The following is an 18,832-nucleotide window of genomic DNA, read 5'->3' as shown; positions in this document are numbered from 1 at the left end:
TCTGCATCTTATATTTACATCTCTTGTTTATTCTAGGAATACATCCGGTGCGACGTGATGTATTCCTAGAATAAAAGGAGAGAAATAAAATGAAAAAAAAACTATTACCAATTTGTGCGATGGCACTTTTAACAGTAGGATATTCTTCGGTAGCGAGCGCTTCAACTGGGACACTGACAAATGAAGAAGCAGCGCAAGTGCAGTCAGATGTAGCTAAAAAGGAAGAAGCAATTAAGGCACAGCAAAAAAATGATGCAGAGAAAAAGCAAGCAGCACAAGTACAAGAAAAAAGTGATATGGCTAAAAAAGAGGAAGCAATAAAAGCTGGACAAACGAATGATACAGCGAAAAAAGAAGTAACACCACAAGTGCAAGAAAAGGAAGCTCTTGCAAAAAAAGAAGCAGCAATTCAGGCCGGGCAAAAGAATGATGCAGAGAAAAAAGAAGTAGCGAAACCAGCTGTAAAAGGTGAAAAATTACCAAACACAGCATCAGGTAATGTAGCAATGATGGCATTAAGCGCATGTCTTGTAGCGATAGGGACATTATTTGGATTGAATCGTCGCAATAAGGTTAAAGCGTAAATAAAATATTAGCCTATAAAGAATGGGATAATTTCATATATTAAAAATGGTAGGTTACTCCTACCATTTTTTGCATGGAGGGATTCACAGTGACAGTTCTAAATCGTATTGGATTTACGTTAATGATAGTAGGCCTATTAATGGGAGCCTATTACGCTTTTGAATGGTATAAAGGAAAAAGTTCTGCACAAGATTTAACGACAGAAGAAATTAAAAATTTTGAGCAGCAAACATATAAGCAGCCTTCTAGTGAGGTACCAGTAAATGCGCAAGTACCTTCTTCTCAAATACAGCATAAAGAAGGAGAAAAGGTAGCAATGTTAAATATACCGAAAATAAAGAAGAAGTTTTCTATATATTGGGGAGCAAATGATGCAACATTGAAAAAAGGAGTAGGTATGTTTGTTAGTGATTTAACGACAACGCCATCTGGAGGCGGGCATACTGTACTGAGCGGGCATAGGGATACTGTATTTACAGAATTAGGGGAGCTTAAAGAAAAAGACAATCTCATTTTAGAATATGACAATACAATGTACACATATGAAATTCAAAAGATGTGGATTACACATGCGGATGATCGCACTGTTATTGTAAAAAAAGAAGAACCGACATTAACATTGACGACTTGTTATCCATTTGATTATATAGGGGATGCACCGGATCGATATATTATCGAGGCAAAGTTAATTACGAGTAATTCAAAATAAATTATAGAGCTTTGAATAGTAATTTCTTAAAGCGAGAGGGGGAGACATAGATTATGTCAAAAAACATTTTAATTGTTGAAGATGAAGATATTTTACGTGAAATATTAAAGGATTACTTTTTGAGTGAACAATATAAAGTGCTTGAAGCGAGAGACGGAAAAGAAGCTTTAGTCTTATTTGAAGAAGAAGAGGTCGATTTAGTTATACTTGATATTATGTTACCAGAACTAGATGGATGGTCTGTTTGCCGAAGAATTCGTAAGACGTCCGGGGTTCCAATTATTATGCTGACGGCACGTGTAGATGAAGATGATACGTTACTTGGGTTTGAGCTTGGGGCAGATGATTATGTTGCGAAACCATATAGTCCGCCTATTTTATTAGCGAGAGCGAAAAGGTTGTTGGAAAGTAGAAAAGCAACAAAGAAACCTTTAGAGAATGAAGATGATACGTTATCAATTCACGGCATTCATGTCCATTTCCCGTCACGTACTGTTACTGTTGATGAAGTAAATATTACTTTAACACATACAGAATTTGAAATATTAGTGTATTTCATCAAAAACCAAGGAATTGTACTAACAAGAGAGCAATTAATTTCAAGAATTTGGGGATATGAGTTTGCTGGTGATGATCGAACTGTTAATAGCCATATTCGTAATTTGCGAAATAAATTAGGAGAGAAAGCAAAGTACATTACAACTGTAGTGCGAACCGGTTATAAATTCGAGGGGAATGTATGAGAAAAGGGATTGTATTAAAATTATTTACTCTCACAACAGCATTGTGCATGTTGATTTTAGCGACGATATTTATTGGACAAACGATATTTTTTAAGCAATATTATGCGAATCGAAAAGTGGAAGGTATTAAAGTAAATTTAAATTCTTTTGTAAAGAACTATTTAAATTATGCAGGAAGTGCAGATGGAATTCAGAAGCTGGAGCAAGATTTTTTAAGAGAAAATAATACGTGGATTACGACGTTAGATCAGAATGGGAATTTAAAACATGCGGATGATTTTTATTTTGAGGTAACGATAGACCGTAGGCAACAAAAGAACTTTGGACAACAAATATTCAAGGTTCCCTTATACAATCTCGTCAATATAGAGGAGATTGATAATAAATCATCAGATCAGTTTTTAGGACAAGAAATTTATGTTTCTGGAGTGAAACAAGAAGATAGTTTCATTCCATTCTCTTTCACGTTAAGTAAGCAAAATTTAAATGGATCTAATAAACCGTTAGAAAAAGCGTTTCAGGGGAAAGTGATTAAATTAAATGAGGAGAAAAAGAAAGCGGCTCAAGAACAATTTGCTAAGGAAAAGAAGCCGGCCGTTCAGGAACAAGCTGCTCAGGAATCAGATGTTTATATAGGAGGACGTGTTACGAAAGTACAGTTCCCTGATGTAAAAGGACCTGTAAATCCAATTTATAAAAATAATTTATTTTTGGATAATATAAAAGAATTTCAAGCTAATTTATTATTAAAAGAAAGCAATCAAATAAAATATGCAACACAAACAATGGACTATGAAAAGAATGATATAAAATATAAATTATTAATTAAACCAATAAAAGAAAAAGACGGATCAGTAACATATATATATGCGATGGCTTCTTTACAACCTGTAGACGAGGCTGTGCAAATGGTGCAAGATTACTACATTTACATTATTGCATTTGTAGTCATTCTTATTTTTCTAGCTTCGTTCTATTACTCAAAACAAATTGCAAAACCATTATTAAAAATAAATAATACAACGAAGAAAATAGCACATTTGGATTTCACAGAAAAAATTCCGATAACTTCAAAAGATGAAATTGGTGATTTATCGCAAAATATTAATACATTATCTAATAAACTACATTCACATATTGGACAGTTAGAGCAAGATATTGAAAAAGAAAGAAAGTTAGAAAACACAAGGAAAGAATTTATTGCAGGTGTATCGCATGAACTAAAAACGCCGCTTAGTATTATGAAAAGCTGTATTTCCATTTTAAAAGATGGGGTAGCTGAACATAAGAAAGACTACTATTTTCAGGCAATGGAAAAAGAAGTAGACAAGATGGATATACTAATTGTGGATATGCTTGAATTAGCTAAATTCGAGTCTGGCACGTATAACATGAATATGGATTCTTTCTATATAGATGGAGCGATTGAAGAAATATGTGAACAGCTTTCACCGGAGATAGAGAAAAAAGAACTGAGTGTGCACAAACATATATGTCCAGCAGAAGTCATTGGAAATCAAAATAGAATTGAACAAGTAATTGTGAATTTTATTACGAATGCAATACGTTATACACCAGAAAAAGAAGATATTATTATTTCCACAATAGACGAGACGAATCATATAAAAGTGTGTATCGAAAATAAAGGTACTCACATTGAAGAAGAACAATTAGATAAAATTTGGGATCGTTTTTATCGAGTGGATGCAGCTCGCCAGCGTTCACAAGGTGGAACAGGGCTTGGTCTTGCAATTTCAAAGAATATTTTAGAACTGCATAATGCTGAATATGGGGTGAAGAATACCGAAGATGGTGTGTTATTTTACTTCTATTTACCGAAAAAAGCGTAGACAATATAATCTACGCTTTTTTAATTTATTTTCATATTATCTTTACCTAATCTTTATTTTGGAGCAGTATACTTTGAATAGAAAATGAGGTTATGTAAGGAGTCGATGAACCGTGCATAGCAATTGGCTAAGTATAATGGTATTTATTTTCTTTTGTGCATTTATTGTATTTTTAATTGATATTACGATGTGAAAAAAGAGCGCTCATTAAGCGCTCTTCTTTGCTCTATTCATTTGATAAGCACCGATGCTTTTGAATAAGCGTGGTGAAGTTGTAAATAAAAGAATTAGTAATACAGTACATAGTATGAAAGAGCCGATCATTGTACTGCCGTTTACAATTAATGAATATAAGACAGCTGATTGTCCTTTAGGTGCATATTGACCAAAGAAAATAATACCAGCAATAAAGTGACAGAAATAACGTGCAAAGCTGCCGACAAATGTGGCAAGGATAATGTAAACGAGTGCTTTTTTTCCCTTGTTTTGTTTTGGTTTATCTTTGCGATTACCGAAACTTGAATGCTCTGCATTATTGTTTTCTGAGGCAAGTGTTTTTTGAATTGGACGATAGAATAAACCAGCAAAGCCGATAAAGGCAAAGGCAACGAAGTACTCAATGAATGCTTGCACTGGTGTTAGAATGTAGGCATCACCTACGACAATTTGTAATAGTCCCCAAATTAAGCCACCTAAGAAAGCCATTTTGAAGCCCCAGCGGTATGCAATAATAAAAATAGGAATCATAGCAAATGAGATGGAACCGCCTGTTGGAAGTTTAATTGATAATGGTAAAATGTCGATAATCAAGGCGAAGGCTGCAAGAATAGCAGATTCGATCATCGCTTGTAAATTGGTGTTACGCATGTTGTCTCCCCCTAAATCCAAGTTGCACAAAAAAGAACATTATCATAGGAGGATACGAAATACGTAAATGAAAAAGAGGTATGTATTTCGGACGTTTGCACAATCCCTGCGTTAGCATTAACTAACAGGTTCTAAGGGTCGGAACGAAGTGTTCCCTCTCAGCGATAAGGCTCCCCCTGTGATAACGAGATTCTTTATTTGCTATTTTTTATTGTAAGCGAAATGGATGAGAATGGCAAATGAACCTCGTATGACAATAAGTGAAATATAATTGTATTGAAATGTTAATAAATATGAAGCAAAAAGATATAGTCCAATTGAAATAGAGTATGATATAATTTTTTTGAAAATAATTATCATTCTCTTCTGAGGGGGAAGGTTATGAGCTTAGTAGATATTAAAATTGGTGAGAAAGTGTTAGTAAAAAGTATTCAGTCGTTAGATAATTTACTAAAGAGAAGACTGGCTGCTTTCGGTCTCGCGGAAGGAAGCGAACTTCGCCTGAAACAGAAAGCGATGTTTAAAGGTCCTTGTACATTGGAGTGTCGCGGACAGTTAATTAGTATTCGTCATTGTGACGCGAAAATGATAAAGGTGGAATTAGCGTGAATAAGGTTGCTTTGCTAGGGAATCCAAATACAGGGAAAACATCATTATTTAATGCGCTCACTGGTTCTTATGAATATGTAGGAAATTGGAGCGGTGTAACAGTAGAAAAGAAGGTTGGTAAATTAAAAGATAAGCAAGGAACACTAATTGATTTACCAGGCGTTTATGATTTAAATCCAGTTTCACGTGATGAAGGTGTCGTTACAAACTTTCTACTAACAGACGAATTTCATCATATGTTAAATATAGTGGATTCTTCGCAATTTGAGCGAAATATGCATTTAACATTACAATTACTTGAATTTGGTAAGCCGGTTTCAATTGGTTTAAATATGATTGATGTGGCAAAGCAAAGAGGAATTGTTATTAATGTAAAACGATTATCAGAAATATTAGGTGTAACAGTTGTTCCTGTCGTTGCAAGAAGCGGAAAAGGCTGTGAAGAATTACTTGCTACTCTTCATGAAGAGAAACAAAAAGAGAAAAAGTCATTCATTATTTCATATGGTGTACAATTGGATGAAGGAATCGGAGAGGTAATTGCTCTTTTAGAGACAGCGAATTATGAGCATCCAAGATGGTTAGCCCTTCAATTTTTAAGTAATAACGAAGTAGTAGAAAAAGAAATGAAAGCATTACCAATTTATAAGGAACTTGTAGCCATTCGATCTCGTTTAGAAGGAAAACTTGATTGTACGTTAGAAGAGCACATTTACAAAACTCGTGAAGCGTATATTGAAAAGTTAAAAACAAATGTCATTCAGCATGAGAAAGAAGGAAAAATTCCTTTTTCGGAAAAAATCGATAAGTTAATTACACATAAAATTTTAGGACTTCCAATCTTTTTAGCAGTTATGTTTTTTATTTTTCAGGTTACGTTTACGTGGATTGGTACGCCTTTATCTGATACGCTTGATGGATTTTTTGGCGGACAACTTACTGATTGGGTTACAGCTGGGCTCACAAGTGTTGGGGCTTCTGATTTTATTCAAGCACTCGTTACAGAAGGTATTATTGCCGGTGTTGGTGCGGTATTAGTATTCGTTCCACAAATCTTTGCACTATTCTTTTTCATTTCATTATTAGAAGACTCGGGATATATGGCACGAATTGCAGTTGTTATGGATAGAATTATGGAATTTTTCGGTTTAAACGGAAAAGCGTTCATTCCGATGATTATCGGTTTTGGATGTAACGTTCCGGGGATTATGGCAGCGAGAACGATTGAACAGGAAAAAGAACGTTTACTTACAATCCTTGTAACACCGTTTATGTCTTGTTCAGCACGTTTACCTGTATATGCATTATTTGCGGGAGTGTTCTTCCCTCATAGTCAGGCGACTGTTGTATTTTCTTTATATGTGGCGGGTATAGTTCTTGCCCTATTAGTTACAAAAATTATGTCTCTTACTATTTTAAAAGCGGAAAAATCTATTTTCGTAATTGAATTACCTCCTTACCGTGTGCCGCAAGCGAAAACGTTATGGCTCAGCACGTGGGAGAAAGGTAAAGGATTTGTTCGTAAAGCAGGTACATTCATCTTCGGTGGTTCGGTTGTTATTTGGTTATTAAACTATGCAGGTCCATCAGGATTTGGTGTTGATATGGGAGATAGTTTCTTAGCGATGATTGGTGGATTTATCGCGCCACTATTTGCACCGCTCGGTTTTGGAACTTGGCAAGCTGGGGCATCTCTTTTAACAGGATTTTTAGCAAAAGAAGTTGTTGTTTCTACAATGGCAATTATTTATGCGGTTAAAGAAGATGTGCTAGGAAATGTAATGGGGGCACATTATACTGCTTTATCAGCGTACGCATTTATGTTCTTTGTCTTATTATATGTTCCATGCTTAGCGACAGTAGCTGTTATTAGACGCGAAACAGGATCGATGAAATGGACAATTTTCTCAGTCGCGTATCCATTAGTTGTTGCTTATGTATTAACGTTCATTATATACCAAGTTGGGTCCTTACTCGGATTCTAGAAGGAGATGTATTACGATGATGGTCAATATTATAATTGGAGCTATCATTTTTGGTTATGCAACATATACGCTAGTGAATTTTGTAAAGAGAAGTAAAAAAGGAAAATGCGCAGCATGTTCTTTAAATAAATCATGTCAGTCACAAACTTGTAGTCCTGATATGGAGCAAATTGCTCATAAATAGAAAAAAGCTTTGCGAATTTCGCAAAGCTTTTTTACTTATTTTTTAATTGTAACAAGTTGAGCGGATTCTACACCAACTTTTCCAGGGAACTCTTTACTAGGGTCTTTATCGAATTTTAGTACACCTACAGATTTTTCCTCACCTTTTACATTTCCGTAAGTTGTATCGTCAACTATTGCGAACATATCTGCATATGCGCGGCCACTTCCGATAATTGTGTTGCCTTCATATTTTAATTTTGCTCCATCAAGTGTAGCATTTTCTACTTTATCTTTTGCAAATAATACACCTTGGTCTGCTGTTACAGCTGGTAATTTATCAATTGCTTTTGTGTCGTCATTTTTATCGACTTTTTTCAGTAATTCTTTTTTAACAAACTCTTCACCAGTTTTTTTATCCATTACAAGAACTTTTTTATCTTCAAGTGTTGTAAGTTTCATTTTATACATATCTTTTTCTTTTACTTCTTTTTTGTTTTTATCTGCAATTTGCGTGACTTGCTCTTCTGATCCGTACAGTACAAAGCCGTTCGCCTTTTCTCCTAATAAAGAACAACCTGATAATGCTCCGAATGAAATTGCTGCAGCTAACCCGATTCCTACTAATTTTTTCATGATGATTTCTCCTCTTTGTATGTTTTATAGTAAATACACTTTTTGTATTAGTCCTTAAATGATGAGAAGCATGTTTGTTATTGTGTTGCCTCTGGTATTAGTGTATAAGAAATGTTGAAACGTAACTATCGAGTTAGCTTACAGTAACATTACAATTATGTAATTTAGTGAAAGTACGTAAAAATAAGTTAATTTTGAGAAAAGAAATAATAAGAATATAGTAGGAATACAATATTCTATCTAGAATGTCATATTATATTGTATGTATTTTGGAAATAACATGTAAGGACATCTTTGTTTTGTTATAATAAACACATAGGTCGTAAAAATGAATATTCTTACTGTAAAGGGAGATTTTTAAATTTCCAAGTAGTGAATTTGAAATATGAGGTATATCATAGGAGGAATTTGGATGTCTGTATTTAAACGATTAAGAGATTTAACAATGTCGAATGTGTATTCATTAATTGAAAAAGCTGAAGATCCAGTTAAGATGACGGATCAATATTTACGCGATATGCAAGCGGATGTACAAGAAGCTGAGAAAAGTGTAGCAGCTCAAATCGCACTTGAGAAGAAATTTAAAATATTATTTGAAGAGCAAGAAGCACTTGTGAAAAAACGTGAAGAGCAAGCTCATATGGCTGTTCAAGCAAGCAATCTTGATCTTGCGCGTCGTGCTCTTGAAGAAAAACAAAATGCAGAGCAAAAGATGAATGAATATAAAGCGAGCTATGAGCAAAATAAAGCTGCTGCTGATAATCTTCGCCTGAAACTAGAAGAAATGCGTAAGCAATTAACAGAGCTGAAAAATAAACGTGAAACACTTGTAGCACGTGTAAATGCGGCGAAAGCACAAAAGAATATTAATCAGGCGATGTCTGGATTTGACTCAAATACAGCAAAAGCTGGTTTAAGCCGTATGGAAGAGAAAGCTCTTCAATTAGAGGCTGAAGCAGAAGCAAGCGGTGAAATTTACAAGAAAGAAAAGTCATTAGACGATGAGTTCGCAAGCTTAAACAAAAATTCTGCTGTTGACGATGAATTAGCTCGTATTATGAAGCAGTATGAGAAATAATATAGAATAGACAAAGAAGCCGACATGTCTGAAGAGAATTCATGTCGGTTTTCTATTACCTTTTAGAGGAGGTTTTGCAATGACGTGGACGAATGTTTTAGCCATGCTTGTATGGACTGGAGCAAGTGCAGTACTTTTATTTGCAATTATGTGGGTTGATTCGATTTTTACAAAATACAATGATTTAAAAGAAATAAAAAACGGGAATACAGCTGTAACAACTCGTTTCGTTATGAAATTATTTGCGCAAGGTTATATTTTATCCCAATCGATTACGAAAGCGAATGATTTATGGCAGGCACTTCTTGCTTCAGCAGTTTCTTTCGTTATTTTATTAGTTGTAGAAATGTTTATTGAATTTGTTTTAAGAAAAATGGCAGGTCTTGATTTAGAAGAAGGAACGAAAGAAGGCAGCGTAGCACATGCGATGTTAGCTGGTTCATTACATATTGTTGGTGCACTTATTTTAGGTGCTTGTTTATAAAGAGAGAAGGAGGGGTAGATTGTGAGCTTATTTAAACGTATTAAAAATATAATGAAAAGCCCGGAACCGCCGAAACCAGAAAAGAGTCTTTTAACGTTAGCTCCTGGCGATATGATCGAAGTTTCGTTAGTAATGTACGAATTAACTGGGAAAACGAGTATGCATTCTCGTAAGGAGATTGTTTTAACCCTGCAGGACGGGAAAGATATTCGCTATTTAAAAATTGAAGACCGTGAAAATACGTATTACAAATTATATACACCGATTGATGGTCGTTTAGATTCAATTGATGAAATTCCGACGACAATTGAAATGGATGATACAGAGTACCATATGGAAGAGCAATATAACGGACGTGTTGTTGTCATGGGGAAAACACCATTCGCTGCTTCAGAAGAACAGCACGTATGGGAATTCCAATCTGATAACCGAAAATTATTACGTATTGAATGGCAGAATGGTCGCACAATGATGTATGAGGGAGAAACAATTATTCCTGCTGATGTACAAATCATAAGAGCAACATAAGGGGGGCGTAATCATGTCAAACCGATTGTTTACCATGATTAAATCGTTCGTAATCCCTATACTTGCTATCGTTACATTACTTGTTATTGCTGGTTATGCTTTATCAGGCTGTCAAAGTGGTCAAGCGAAGTCAATTCAAGACCGTTATCCGCTTGAGTCTGTCGCAAAAGAAGGTAAACAAGAATCTTACGTGTATAGGGCCGCCAATCGGTCAGTTCCTGAAGTCGCAAAGGAACTTATAGCCGAAAGGAAACCGAAGCAAGCATCTAAAGAAGACGAAAATCAAATGTTCCTCGTTTATTCTGATAAAATGTATAATCTTCAAAAGGATAAAGAGAAACCATCTGATACGCTAATTGAAATAAGTAATGAAGAATTTGTTCGTCAAAATTACCAACCATCCTTCTTACAAGGATATATTATGGGGAGTATATTAAACGATATATTCGGTTCACGGAAATCATCATACGGTGATTATCGCGGATATAACGATAGACAAAATCATAAACCGGTTATCCCGGAAAGGCCACCTACGAAAGAAGAAAAGAAAACCCCGCCTCCAATTACGAAGGAAGGGAAAGGATCTATCATTAAGCGAGGCGATAATGTAGATTCGAAATCATCAGTAGGTGATAAGGGAAGTATTACTGAAAAAGGAAGTAATACGACGCCTCCACCTTCTACCGGAAGCAAAGGGAAAATTACGAAAATGCCAGATGGATCGAGCGGATCTGATGTGAAGCCGAAATCATCCATTAAAACTCCGCCAAAGAATACGTCTCCCCCGAAAACAAGGGTTGGCGGTTCAGGGAAAGTTACGAAAAGAAGATAGTAGAGAGACCGAGAGGTGGAAGTTGCTTTTCGGTCTTTTTTTTGTTGTGTGGGAATTAATTCCTTTTAGCTGGTACAATTAAGTTATAAGGAGGAGATTAGTATGACTATATATAAAAGGTTTAGTTTGATTATGTTCCTCGTCTTATTCCTCAGCTTGTTTATTAGCACAACGATGAAATTTCACTTTGTAGTAGGTATTCTATGGATACTATGTACATGTACCCTCTTTTTGTATTTTCCGCTTCGCTTTCAACATGAAGTAACCGTCTTTCAAAAATACGTGGCATGGATTAAGAATGGAGGAAGATGGGGGGAGTAAAAGTATATCGGCGATTATTAGAATATATCGACCACAACTCAAAATATATCAGCGATTATTAGAATATATCGACCGCAACTCAAAATATATCAGCGATTATTAGAATATATCGACCGCAACTCAAAATATATCAGCGATTATTGAAATATATCGACTTACCGACAAAAACTGACAACGATAGCAACTTAATAATAAAAAGAGGTAGTCCCGAAATTTGGGGACTGCCTCTTTTTTGTATAACGATTAATGAATATCACGTTTCTTGAAATTACCGCCTTTTACTTCAGCTACATCATAAACTGTAATGAAGGCATTAGGATCGATTTCATTAATCAGGTCCTTCATTTTACTTTCTTCTAAACGGTTAATTACACAAGAGATTTCTTTGAATTTCTCTCTTGAATAACCACCGTATACTTCGTTATACGTTGCGCTTCGGCCTAAACGATCGCGAATGGTTTCTACCATTAATTCAGGCTCTTTTGTGATGATTTTAAATGTTTTCGAACCACTTAAACCAACTTCAACGATATGAATCACTTTCGAAGCAATAAAGTAAGCAATTGCCGAAAGAATAGCTCCTTGAAGACCGAATACTGTTGATACGAAAATAAACACGAACATGTTTAAGAATAAAATAAGGTCACTCGTTCCAAAAGGTAACTTGCGAGAAAGTAATACAGCTAGCATATCGATTCCATCTAATGCGCCGCCGTTACGTAGTGCTAGTCCCATACCGAAACCGATAATAATACCACCAACAACTGTAACGAGTAGTGTATCGCCTTCAATAATAGTTGGTATTCCGTGCATGACAACGGTACCTATTGCTAATGAAGCAATCCCGATAATAGAATAAATTGCAAAGCTTTTACCAATTTGTTTATATCCTAACCAAACGAAAGGAATGTTAATAACTGCGATTAGAGCCCCTAATGGCAATCCAAATAGTCTTGAACTAACGATACTTAAACCAGTCACACCACCGTCTGATACGTTATTTGGAATTAATACTGCTTCTAATCCGTACGCTGTGATAAACGCCCCAATAATAATCATCAAAGCTTTTGAAGCGATTTTTAGCTTATTGGGCTTGTTTTTGATAATTTTCTCCATGTAATTTCCTCGTTTCAAACTAGTTTCTTGTTTGTTACATCATTCACACCTAAATTTTATTTTAACATTTAATCTGAAAAAATTCTCCTTTAATGGATGTATGCAGGGAATATTATCACCATATTATCTTTAAAATATTTTTGAAATGGGTATAGGAAATCCCATCCTTTTAAAGGATGGGGTGTTGTTAAGAAAATATAAGACTAACGACTGTTAGGAATAAAGCGAAACCTAAAATAGTCCCGCACACTTTCATATGGCGCTTACGTCCCATTACGATAATCGCGACATATTCGCGAATCATTGCATTAGGCCAGTAATAAAATGCAGTTTTTGATCCGATTCCTTGGCTATTAAGACCCGCTTGTCTTGCATATATACCAGCGCGGAAAAGATGGAAGTTGTTCGTTGTAAAGATACTTCTATACTTACCTTCAGGTTTTAAAGAATCCATAATTTCTTTAGAGAACGACATATTTTGATATGTGTTTACAGAGCGATTTTCTTGCACTGTATGTTCAAGAGGAATTCCTTTTTCAACAGCATAATTTTGCATCGCTTCTGCTTCTGGAAGCCCTTCATCTGGACCTTGTCCACCAGAGAAAATAATTGTTGGTGGTGTATTCACAGCTGCTTGTTTCCAATAAAAGTCGATTGCTTTATTAATACGACTTGCAAGTAAAGGTGGTACTTTATCATTAATTAAGCCACTACCAAGAACGATAATGAAATCCTGATTACGTCTTGGTCTGTTGAATTGGTATAGAAAATAAGCGCTTAAGAAGTTAGATAAGTGTATAAAGAAATATACGCTTATAAGAGAAATACCTGCAAAAATAGGCTCTAAATGTGATGAGACCAAACTTGCTGGATTTATAATAGGGAGTAACATAAAGAATAACATCCCTAAAGCAGCAAGGAGCGTTAAACAGTTAGTGAACCGTCTTCCTTCTCGCTTCATTAAAATTCTAGCATTAAGAAATAATCCAAACATTAAAGCGATAATACCGAAAGGAAGCATAATGAGGAGTGCTAAAAAAGGTAAAAATATAATGTAACGCAAGACAGCACTATCTGAGTTCAAAGATACGATCACGCAAAAAAGAAGGAAAAAACAGATAAAGGCATTAAATAAAAAGCCGTTTATTATTTTTCGCGGATCTTTTAAATACGAGATAAGAAAAATAATAAACAATATAAGAGGAATAATTCCAAAATACAGCATAAATATAGTACACCTCAACTTGTATAAGAATTTGACATACCTTTTATATTACATGATTTTATAAGTGAAAATGAAAGAAAAAGGATTTTGAATTTTCTTAACAAAATATATAGATACATATGTTAAAATGCATGTAAGGTGATATATTAAAAGTAAAGTGGTTGAAGAGGCACTCAGTAGAGTGTCTTTTCTTTTTTGTATGTAATTGTGCATATTGTATTTCTTTTCAAAAAAAGAGGATTAAAATATAAGTTGTAGACAGGCTTTATAAAGCAGAATTTTGTACAAACATTTCCTCTACTTTTTTGTATCTAACAATCGTATAACAATAAATAATTCTGTTTTATAGTGTCTGTTTATGAAAAGTGTCTTCTTTGAGGGCACTTTTTGTTGTTTAGTGGAGGTGAGTTTTTACTGTTAGTATAGTGGAAAGTATCTATACTAAACATTGGCAATCTTCCGTATAAAGATTATCAATTCACTATATATTCCAGCGATGTTAAGCTACATATGAAAGGCTTTCTTTTTCAAAATATTACCCCTAATAAAATTTTGAAGAAGTCAACTGTCTCCAAACTTGCCATTCATGCTTAGAGAAAAAGCACTCAATTTGAGTGCTTTTTCTTATTGAAACATGCTATTTTTTTAGGCGCTTTTCATAAAATGAAAGTAAGGAGATGAAAGTAGGTGACAAAATGCCGTCAGTTGTGGAAGGGGTTATTATTGAAAACTGTAATGGAACGATTAATTTAGGGGATAAATATAACGTGCAGCCGATTGAAAAAACGAAAGCTTATAATGGATCGGGATCATCGAATACAGGATTTAATGTGAGGACGTTTAGTGGTATTAGTACAGCGGATGTAAGGGATAACGATGTGTATGATCAAGTAATCCAATCTACGTTATAATTTTTATATGCAAAGTTGCATAAAGTAACGTGTTTGTCCTGTGATACAATTTAACTGTGAGCTGTTAATGATTCTTCTGTATTATAGTTGTTAGATTGGAAATATAACATCTTATCGAAAATCATACGTACCAAAAAGACACTTCAAACGAAGTGTCTTTTTGCATTTTAGTGATATCCTTTAGCAGAGTCTTTATGAATTTTATTTTTAAAGATACTGTAGCTCCAAAGTTGATATCCAATAACAATTGGTACCATAACCATTGCAACGAAGAACATAATTTTTAAGTTTAATTGACTACCAGCTGCGTTGTATAACGTTGTACTATACGCGTCGTTAATGCGAGATGGTAACATTCTTGGGAACATACCTGCAAAGCCAGTTGTCATAAACATTGCGATTGTTAAGCAAACGAATGTAAATGCAAGGCCGATTTTGTGTTTATACACCATAATAAGTGCGAGTACACTCATTAACATTGCGAGTACTGGAAGGATGAATAGTACCGGATATTCCGTAAAGTTTTGGAATAAGTTTGTACGATTTGCAGTTGCTACATAGAAAATAGCTAAAATGATAGCAGCTGCCATTGAAAATGGTCTTGCGATTTTATAAGCACGATCAGATACTTCACCAGTCGTTTTGATCATAACCCAAAGGGCACCAGATACGACGAATATAGCGGTGAAGAACAGACCTCCCAAAATACCGTAATGGTTTAGTAAGCTAAGTAAATTTCCTTCATAGCCATTTTTTCCGATTTGTAGTCCGTAATAAAGGTTAGCGAACGTAACCCCGAATAAGAAGGCGATTAGGAAACTACCAATTGTAAATGCCCATTTACAAGTTTTTTGCCAAATTGGTGAATCGTCTTTATGCATAAATTCAAGTCCAGCAGCACGAGCAAACAGTGCAAGTAATACTAAGAATAACGGTGTATATAGATAACTAAACATATTGGCATATGTGACTGGGAAGGCAGCGAATGTTGCGCCGCCAGCTGTAATTAACCATACTTCATTACCACCCCAGAAAGGGCCAATGGCTTCTTGTAATTGATTTCGTTCTTGTCGGTCTTTCGCAACGAATGGGAAAATCATCCCGTTACCGAGTGCGTAGCCATCAAGAATAAAGTAAACTGTCCAAATTACGCCCCATAAACCGAACCAGATGACTGCAAGCATATCATGAGACATGAGCTGTACCTCCTTCAGTAGCAGGTTCTTCTAATGCTGCTGGTCCTTTTTTCGCGAACTTTAGCATTAAGTATACGTCTGCAATTAAGAGTAAAGTGTAGAACAATATTAAACTAATTAATGAGAACCAAATTTGTGGAACTGATATAGGTGATACAGATTCTGCTGTACGCATTAGTTTATAAACTGTCCACGGTTGACGACCTACTTCAGCAACAATCCAACCAGCGTTAATTGCAATGTACGGCAGTAAGACAGACCACATTGTAATTTTTAAATAGCGTTTTGAGTTTTCTAGTTTTCCTTTTCGGTTTAAATAGAAACCGAACCAAGTTAATGCCATAAAGAACATGCCAAGTGCAACCATTAAGCGGAAGCTATAGTACACGAGGTTAACGTTTGGACGATCTTCTTTCGGAATATCTTTTAAACCAACAATTTCTCCATCAAATGAGTTTGTATAGAAGAAACTTCCGAGTTTTGGAATTGTAAGTAGTTCAAAGTTCTTTTCATTTTTCACATCAGGAATTTGAATGATTGAGAAACCTTGTCCTTTTCCAGTTTCCCAAACAGCTTCCATTGCAGCCCCTTTTGCTGGTTGATACTTAGCTGCTGATACACCAGATTGGTGTCCCATAAAAGGTGTAACAGTTGCTGCGAATAATCCTAACATTAAACCAAACTTAAATGACTTTTTGAAGAATTCTACTTCGTTTTTACGTAGTAAATGATATGCACTAATTGCCATAACGAAGAAAGCACCGACAATATAACAACCAATTACAGTATGGAAGAACATATTCCATGCATATGGATTTGTAACAAGAGCCCAGAAGTCATTTAATTCAGCGCGTCCGTTACGTACTACGTACCCAACAGGATTTTGCATGAATCCGTTTGCAGTAATAATCCAAAGGGCAGAAATATTTGTTCCAAGTGCAACCATCCACATACAGAAAGCACGGAACTTTGGTGAAATTTTGTCTTTACCGAATAACCATATTCCCATGAAAGTAGATTCTAAGAAGAAGGCAACGAGTGCTTCGATTGCGAGAGGTGAACCGAAAATATCTCCCATATATTTGGAGTACTCAGACCAGTTTGTGCCAAATTGGAACTCCATCGTAATCCCGGTTATAATCCCCATTACGAAGTTAATTGTAAATAATTTACCCCAGAAATTTGCCATTTTGCGGTATGTTGGATTCAATGTGCGGGCGTATTGAGTTTCCATACATGCAACTAAAATAACAAGTCCGATTGTCAAAGGTACAAATAAAAAGTGATAAAAAATAGTAATTGCAAATTGAAAACGACTCAGTAACAGAACGTCGGACATAATAAATATTCACTCCTTTTTACATTATCTACAGTTAGTTTATAGTGTGAATAGGGGTAAGGTATATGTGACTTGTTACAAAGCTGTGTGTATATTTTGAAAGAATTATGTCGGTTATCTGAAAATATATTGCTTTTATAATAAGACAATATCCTTTTTGAGTTTTTCATATTTTGGTACACTATCTATGTAGTGTAAATGAGAGAAAAGAGGGTTTTTAACTATGAAGTCATTAGAAGAGATTTTACAATACAATGAAAAGTTTGTTGAAGAGAAAAAATACGAAGAGTATGAAACAGGAAAATTTCCAAATAAAAAAATGGTAATTATCTCTTGTATGGATACTCGTCTTGTTGAACTATTACCGAAAGCAATGAATATGCGTAACGGTGACGTGAAAATTATTAAAGTAGCGGGCGCTGTTATTTCACATCCATTCGGAAGTATTATGCGTAGTATTTTAGTTGCTGTATACGAACTTGGTGCTGATGAAGTATGTGTAGTTGGTCATCACGATTGTGGTATGGCAAAAATTCAAGCAAGCAGTACAATTGAAAAAATGAAAGAACGCGGCGTAACAGAAGAGAAATTAGATACACTTCGTTATTCTGGAATCGATTTAGAAAGATTCCTACAAGGGTTCTCTAGTGTAGAAGAAAGTGTAGAACATAGTGTGTCAATACTTCGCAACCATCCATTACTTCCGGGAGAAGTACCTGTTCACGGTCTTGTTATAGATCCTGACACAGGAAAATTAGATTTAGTTGTGAATGGCTACGACAATTAAGAATTTACTTTGTCATCCTTTTTATCTGGGACAGGATCAAATCCTCCCGGGTGGAAAGGGTGACATTTTAATATACGCTTACATGTAAGCCAAAATCCTTTGAGTGCACCATGTTTTTGAAACGCTTCTAATCCATAATGAGAACAAGTCGGATGAAAGCGACATGTTGGTGGTGTCATTGGAGAAATGAACTTTTGATAAAAGCGTATAATACCGATAAAAATCTGTTTCATAATGGTCTCCTTTTCAGCATAGTCTTAAAGTATTATAGCACGACCGTACATAATTCTTTACTAATGTCGATTTCCGTTATATCATATTGGATATAACGGAATTAAATTAAAAGCGGGAGAGATGTTATATGCCATCAGTAGAAAGCTTTGAATTAGATCATACAATTGTAAAAGCGCCTTATGTAAGACATTGCGGAGTCCATAATGTAGGTAGTGACGGTATTGTAAATAAATTTGATATTCGTTTTTGCCAACCAAATAAACAAGCGATGAAACCAGATGTTATTCATACGTTAGAGCATTTATTAGCATTTAATTTACGTAAATATATTGATCGTTATCCGCATTTTGATATTATTGATATTTCACCAATGGGTTGCCAAACAGGGTATTACCTTGTAGTAAGCGGAACACCGACGGTCCGAGAAATCATTGATTTATTAGAACTAACATTAAAAGATGCGGTTCAAATTACAGAAATTCCAGCTGCAAATGAAACGCAGTGTGGCCAAGCGAAGCTTCATGACTTAGAAGGAGCACAACGCTTAATGAACTTCTGGTTAAGCCAAGATAAAGATGAACTTGAGAAAGTGTTTGGATAAAAGAAAACTGCCTGTTAAAGGGCAGTTTTTTCTT

At 35.1% G+C, this 18,832-nt stretch carries 22 protein-coding genes and 1 riboswitch; of the genes, 15 read left to right on the top strand and 7 right to left on the bottom strand.

What is annotated here, in order from left to right; genetic code table 11:
• Nucleotides 1-89 precede the first annotated feature (89 nt).
• The 4 genes from LUS72_RS23920 to LUS72_RS23905 all read left to right on the top strand — a co-directional run bounded on the left by LUS72_RS23920 (nucleotide 90) and on the right by LUS72_RS23905 (nucleotide 3,887).
• Nucleotides 90-584 carry an LPXTG cell wall anchor domain-containing protein gene (locus tag LUS72_RS23920; RefSeq protein ID WP_097829558.1) on the top strand — a complete coding sequence of 165 codons (495 nt, stop codon included), beginning with the start codon at nucleotides 90-92 and terminating at the stop codon, nucleotides 582-584.
• An 89-nt stretch (nucleotides 585-673) separates the two neighbouring features.
• Entirely contained in the window at nucleotides 674-1,294 is a 621-nt protein-coding gene (locus LUS72_RS23915) for a class D sortase (protein WP_097829559.1), read from the top strand.
• A gap of 53 nt (nucleotides 1,295-1,347) precedes the next feature.
• Nucleotides 1,348-2,037, top strand: a complete 690-nt coding sequence (locus tag LUS72_RS23910) for a response regulator transcription factor (protein WP_097829560.1) — start codon at nucleotides 1,348-1,350, stop codon at nucleotides 2,035-2,037.
• Nucleotides 2,034-3,887 (top strand): sensor histidine kinase, encoded by a 1,854-nt coding sequence (locus LUS72_RS23905; RefSeq protein WP_264448359.1) that lies wholly within the window; start codon nucleotides 2,034-2,036, stop codon nucleotides 3,885-3,887. The genes LUS72_RS23910 and LUS72_RS23905 overlap by 4 nt, the downstream gene beginning before the upstream one ends.
• A gap of 207 nt (nucleotides 3,888-4,094) precedes the next feature.
• Here the strand turns inward: LUS72_RS23905 and thiT are convergent, their stop codons facing one another.
• Complete coding sequence (gene thiT, locus LUS72_RS23900; RefSeq protein WP_097829562.1) at nucleotides 4,095-4,754, bottom strand: energy-coupled thiamine transporter ThiT; 660 nt, start codon at nucleotides 4,752-4,754, stop codon at nucleotides 4,095-4,097.
• A gap of 85 nt (nucleotides 4,755-4,839) precedes the next feature.
• Nucleotides 4,840-4,941: riboswitch (TPP riboswitch) on the bottom strand.
• A 194-nt stretch (nucleotides 4,942-5,135) separates the two neighbouring features.
• Between thiT and LUS72_RS23895 the strand changes: the two genes are divergently transcribed.
• The 3 genes from LUS72_RS23895 to LUS72_RS23885 are packed head-to-tail and all read left to right on the top strand — an operon-like array spanning nucleotide 5,136 to nucleotide 7,532.
• Complete coding sequence (locus tag LUS72_RS23895; protein WP_002145210.1) at nucleotides 5,136-5,363, top strand: FeoA family protein; 228 nt, start codon at nucleotides 5,136-5,138, stop codon at nucleotides 5,361-5,363.
• Nucleotides 5,360-7,348 carry a ferrous iron transport protein B gene (gene feoB / locus LUS72_RS23890; protein ID WP_097829563.1) on the top strand — a complete coding sequence of 663 codons (1,989 nt, stop codon included), beginning with the start codon at nucleotides 5,360-5,362 and terminating at the stop codon, nucleotides 7,346-7,348. Before LUS72_RS23895 ends, feoB begins: the two co-directional genes overlap by 4 nt.
• A 16-nt stretch (nucleotides 7,349-7,364) precedes the next feature.
• Nucleotides 7,365-7,532, top strand: coding sequence for a FeoB-associated Cys-rich membrane protein (locus LUS72_RS23885; protein ID WP_046956111.1), 168 nt, complete (start codon nucleotides 7,365-7,367; stop codon nucleotides 7,530-7,532).
• Nucleotides 7,533-7,567: 35 nt separating this feature from the next.
• On the opposite strand, the gene LUS72_RS23880 is transcribed toward LUS72_RS23885, so the two are convergent.
• Nucleotides 7,568-8,146 (bottom strand): lipoprotein BA_5634 family protein, encoded by a 579-nt coding sequence (locus LUS72_RS23880; RefSeq protein WP_097829564.1) that lies wholly within the window; start codon nucleotides 8,144-8,146, stop codon nucleotides 7,568-7,570.
• Between the two features lie 412 nt (nucleotides 8,147-8,558).
• Here LUS72_RS23880 and LUS72_RS23875 point away from each other — a divergent pair, with 412 nt between their 5' ends.
• The 5 genes from LUS72_RS23875 to LUS72_RS23855 all read left to right on the top strand — a co-directional run bounded on the left by LUS72_RS23875 (nucleotide 8,559) and on the right by LUS72_RS23855 (nucleotide 11,389).
• The gene (locus LUS72_RS23875; protein ID WP_070145249.1) at nucleotides 8,559-9,224 is read left to right on the top strand and encodes a PspA/IM30 family protein; all 666 of its coding nucleotides are present in this window, start codon (nucleotides 8,559-8,561) and stop codon (nucleotides 9,222-9,224) included.
• 79 nt (nucleotides 9,225-9,303) lie between these two features.
• Nucleotides 9,304-9,708, top strand: a complete 405-nt coding sequence (locus tag LUS72_RS23870; protein WP_002067791.1) for a DUF350 domain-containing protein — start codon at nucleotides 9,304-9,306, stop codon at nucleotides 9,706-9,708.
• Nucleotides 9,709-9,729: 21 nt separating this feature from the next.
• The gene (locus LUS72_RS23865; protein ID WP_016095930.1) at nucleotides 9,730-10,236 is read left to right on the top strand and encodes a DUF4178 domain-containing protein; all 507 of its coding nucleotides are present in this window, start codon (nucleotides 9,730-9,732) and stop codon (nucleotides 10,234-10,236) included.
• A gap of 13 nt (nucleotides 10,237-10,249) precedes the next feature.
• Nucleotides 10,250-11,068, top strand: a complete 819-nt coding sequence (locus LUS72_RS23860; RefSeq protein WP_098361805.1) for a DUF4247 domain-containing protein — start codon at nucleotides 10,250-10,252, stop codon at nucleotides 11,066-11,068.
• A 102-nt stretch (nucleotides 11,069-11,170) separates the two neighbouring features.
• Nucleotides 11,171-11,389, top strand: coding sequence for a hypothetical protein (locus LUS72_RS23855; protein ID WP_097829566.1), 219 nt, complete (start codon nucleotides 11,171-11,173; stop codon nucleotides 11,387-11,389).
• Nucleotides 11,390-11,632: 243 nt separating this feature from the next.
• Here the strand turns inward: LUS72_RS23855 and LUS72_RS23850 are convergent, their stop codons facing one another.
• Both LUS72_RS23850 and LUS72_RS23845 read right to left on the bottom strand, forming a co-directional pair.
• A complete protein-coding gene (locus tag LUS72_RS23850; RefSeq protein WP_000411242.1) occupies nucleotides 11,633-12,505 on the bottom strand; it encodes a YitT family protein in 873 nt (290 codons plus the stop codon).
• A gap of 187 nt (nucleotides 12,506-12,692) precedes the next feature.
• Nucleotides 12,693-13,730, bottom strand: a complete 1,038-nt coding sequence (locus tag LUS72_RS23845; protein WP_097829567.1) for a YdcF family protein — start codon at nucleotides 13,728-13,730, stop codon at nucleotides 12,693-12,695.
• 677 nt (nucleotides 13,731-14,407) lie between these two features.
• Here LUS72_RS23845 and LUS72_RS23840 point away from each other — a divergent pair.
• Nucleotides 14,408-14,641: a spore germination protein gene (locus tag LUS72_RS23840; RefSeq protein WP_098341958.1), complete on the top strand. Its 234-nt coding sequence runs from the start codon at nucleotides 14,408-14,410 to the stop codon at nucleotides 14,639-14,641.
• A 167-nt stretch (nucleotides 14,642-14,808) separates the two neighbouring features.
• Here the strand turns inward: LUS72_RS23840 and cydB are convergent, their stop codons facing one another.
• Nucleotides 14,809-15,837: a cytochrome d ubiquinol oxidase subunit II gene (gene cydB / locus LUS72_RS23835; protein ID WP_000017673.1), complete on the bottom strand. Its 1,029-nt coding sequence runs from the start codon at nucleotides 15,835-15,837 to the stop codon at nucleotides 14,809-14,811.
• Nucleotides 15,827-17,176, bottom strand: coding sequence for a cytochrome ubiquinol oxidase subunit I (cydA, locus tag LUS72_RS23830; RefSeq protein ID WP_097829568.1), 1,350 nt, complete (start codon nucleotides 17,174-17,176; stop codon nucleotides 15,827-15,829). Before cydA ends, cydB begins: the two co-directional genes overlap by 11 nt.
• A gap of 223 nt (nucleotides 17,177-17,399) precedes the next feature.
• Between cydA and LUS72_RS23825 the strand changes: the two genes are divergently transcribed.
• A complete protein-coding gene (locus tag LUS72_RS23825) occupies nucleotides 17,400-17,963 on the top strand; it encodes a beta-class carbonic anhydrase (protein ID WP_000838171.1) in 564 nt (187 codons plus the stop codon).
• On the opposite strand, the gene yidD is transcribed toward LUS72_RS23825, so the two are convergent.
• Nucleotides 17,960-18,196: a membrane protein insertion efficiency factor YidD gene (yidD, locus tag LUS72_RS23820; RefSeq protein ID WP_000809328.1), complete on the bottom strand. Its 237-nt coding sequence runs from the start codon at nucleotides 18,194-18,196 to the stop codon at nucleotides 17,960-17,962. The genes LUS72_RS23825 and yidD overlap by 4 nt on opposite strands.
• A gap of 128 nt (nucleotides 18,197-18,324) precedes the next feature.
• Between yidD and luxS the strand changes: the two genes are divergently transcribed.
• Nucleotides 18,325-18,798, top strand: a complete 474-nt coding sequence (gene luxS, locus LUS72_RS23815; protein ID WP_001141371.1) for an S-ribosylhomocysteine lyase LuxS — start codon at nucleotides 18,325-18,327, stop codon at nucleotides 18,796-18,798.
• The last annotated feature ends 34 nt before the right edge of the window (nucleotides 18,799-18,832 follow it).

It is taken from the genome of Bacillus cereus (genome assembly GCF_025917685.1).
GTDB classification, from domain to species: domain Bacteria; phylum Bacillota; class Bacilli; order Bacillales; family Bacillaceae_G; genus Bacillus_A; species Bacillus_A cereus_AT.
The sequence above is the reverse complement of the archived record's forward strand: the minus strand, read 5'-3'. Positions and strand labels throughout refer to the sequence as shown.

Bases quoted from the DNA above. Each gene is read 5' to 3' on its own strand.
- LUS72_RS23825 (WP_000838171.1), top strand. From the start codon at position 17,400: ATGAAGTCATTAGAAGAGATTTTACAATACAATGAAAAGTTTGTTGAA.
- LUS72_RS23920 (WP_097829558.1), top strand. From the start codon at position 90: ATGAAAAAAAAACTATTACCAATTTGTGCGATGGCACTTTTAACAGTA.
- cydB (WP_000017673.1), bottom strand. From the start codon at position 15,837: ATGTCTCATGATATGCTTGCAGTCATCTGGTTCGGTTTATGGGGCGTA.
- LUS72_RS23875 (WP_070145249.1), top strand. From the start codon at position 8,559: ATGTCTGTATTTAAACGATTAAGAGATTTAACAATGTCGAATGTGTAT.
- LUS72_RS23895 (WP_002145210.1), top strand. From the start codon at position 5,136: ATGAGCTTAGTAGATATTAAAATTGGTGAGAAAGTGTTAGTAAAAAGT.
- LUS72_RS23870 (WP_002067791.1), top strand. From the start codon at position 9,304: ATGACGTGGACGAATGTTTTAGCCATGCTTGTATGGACTGGAGCAAGT.
- luxS (WP_001141371.1), top strand. From the start codon at position 18,325: ATGCCATCAGTAGAAAGCTTTGAATTAGATCATACAATTGTAAAAGCG.
- thiT (WP_097829562.1), bottom strand. From the start codon at position 4,754: ATGCGTAACACCAATTTACAAGCGATGATCGAATCTGCTATTCTTGCA.
- LUS72_RS23840 (WP_098341958.1), top strand. From the start codon at position 14,408: ATGAAAGTAGGTGACAAAATGCCGTCAGTTGTGGAAGGGGTTATTATT.
- LUS72_RS23880 (WP_097829564.1), bottom strand. From the start codon at position 8,146: ATGAAAAAATTAGTAGGAATCGGGTTAGCTGCAGCAATTTCATTCGGA.
- LUS72_RS23850 (WP_000411242.1), bottom strand. From the start codon at position 12,505: ATGGAGAAAATTATCAAAAACAAGCCCAATAAGCTAAAAATCGCTTCA.
- LUS72_RS23910 (WP_097829560.1), top strand. From the start codon at position 1,348: ATGTCAAAAAACATTTTAATTGTTGAAGATGAAGATATTTTACGTGAA.
- cydA (WP_097829568.1), bottom strand. From the start codon at position 17,176: ATGTCCGACGTTCTGTTACTGAGTCGTTTTCAATTTGCAATTACTATT.
- yidD (WP_000809328.1), bottom strand. From the start codon at position 18,196: ATGAAACAGATTTTTATCGGTATTATACGCTTTTATCAAAAGTTCATT.
- LUS72_RS23855 (WP_097829566.1), top strand. From the start codon at position 11,171: ATGACTATATATAAAAGGTTTAGTTTGATTATGTTCCTCGTCTTATTC.
- LUS72_RS23885 (WP_046956111.1), top strand. From the start codon at position 7,365: ATGATGGTCAATATTATAATTGGAGCTATCATTTTTGGTTATGCAACA.
- LUS72_RS23860 (WP_098361805.1), top strand. From the start codon at position 10,250: ATGTCAAACCGATTGTTTACCATGATTAAATCGTTCGTAATCCCTATA.
- LUS72_RS23845 (WP_097829567.1), bottom strand. From the start codon at position 13,730: ATGCTGTATTTTGGAATTATTCCTCTTATATTGTTTATTATTTTTCTT.
- LUS72_RS23905 (WP_264448359.1), top strand. From the start codon at position 2,034: ATGAGAAAAGGGATTGTATTAAAATTATTTACTCTCACAACAGCATTG.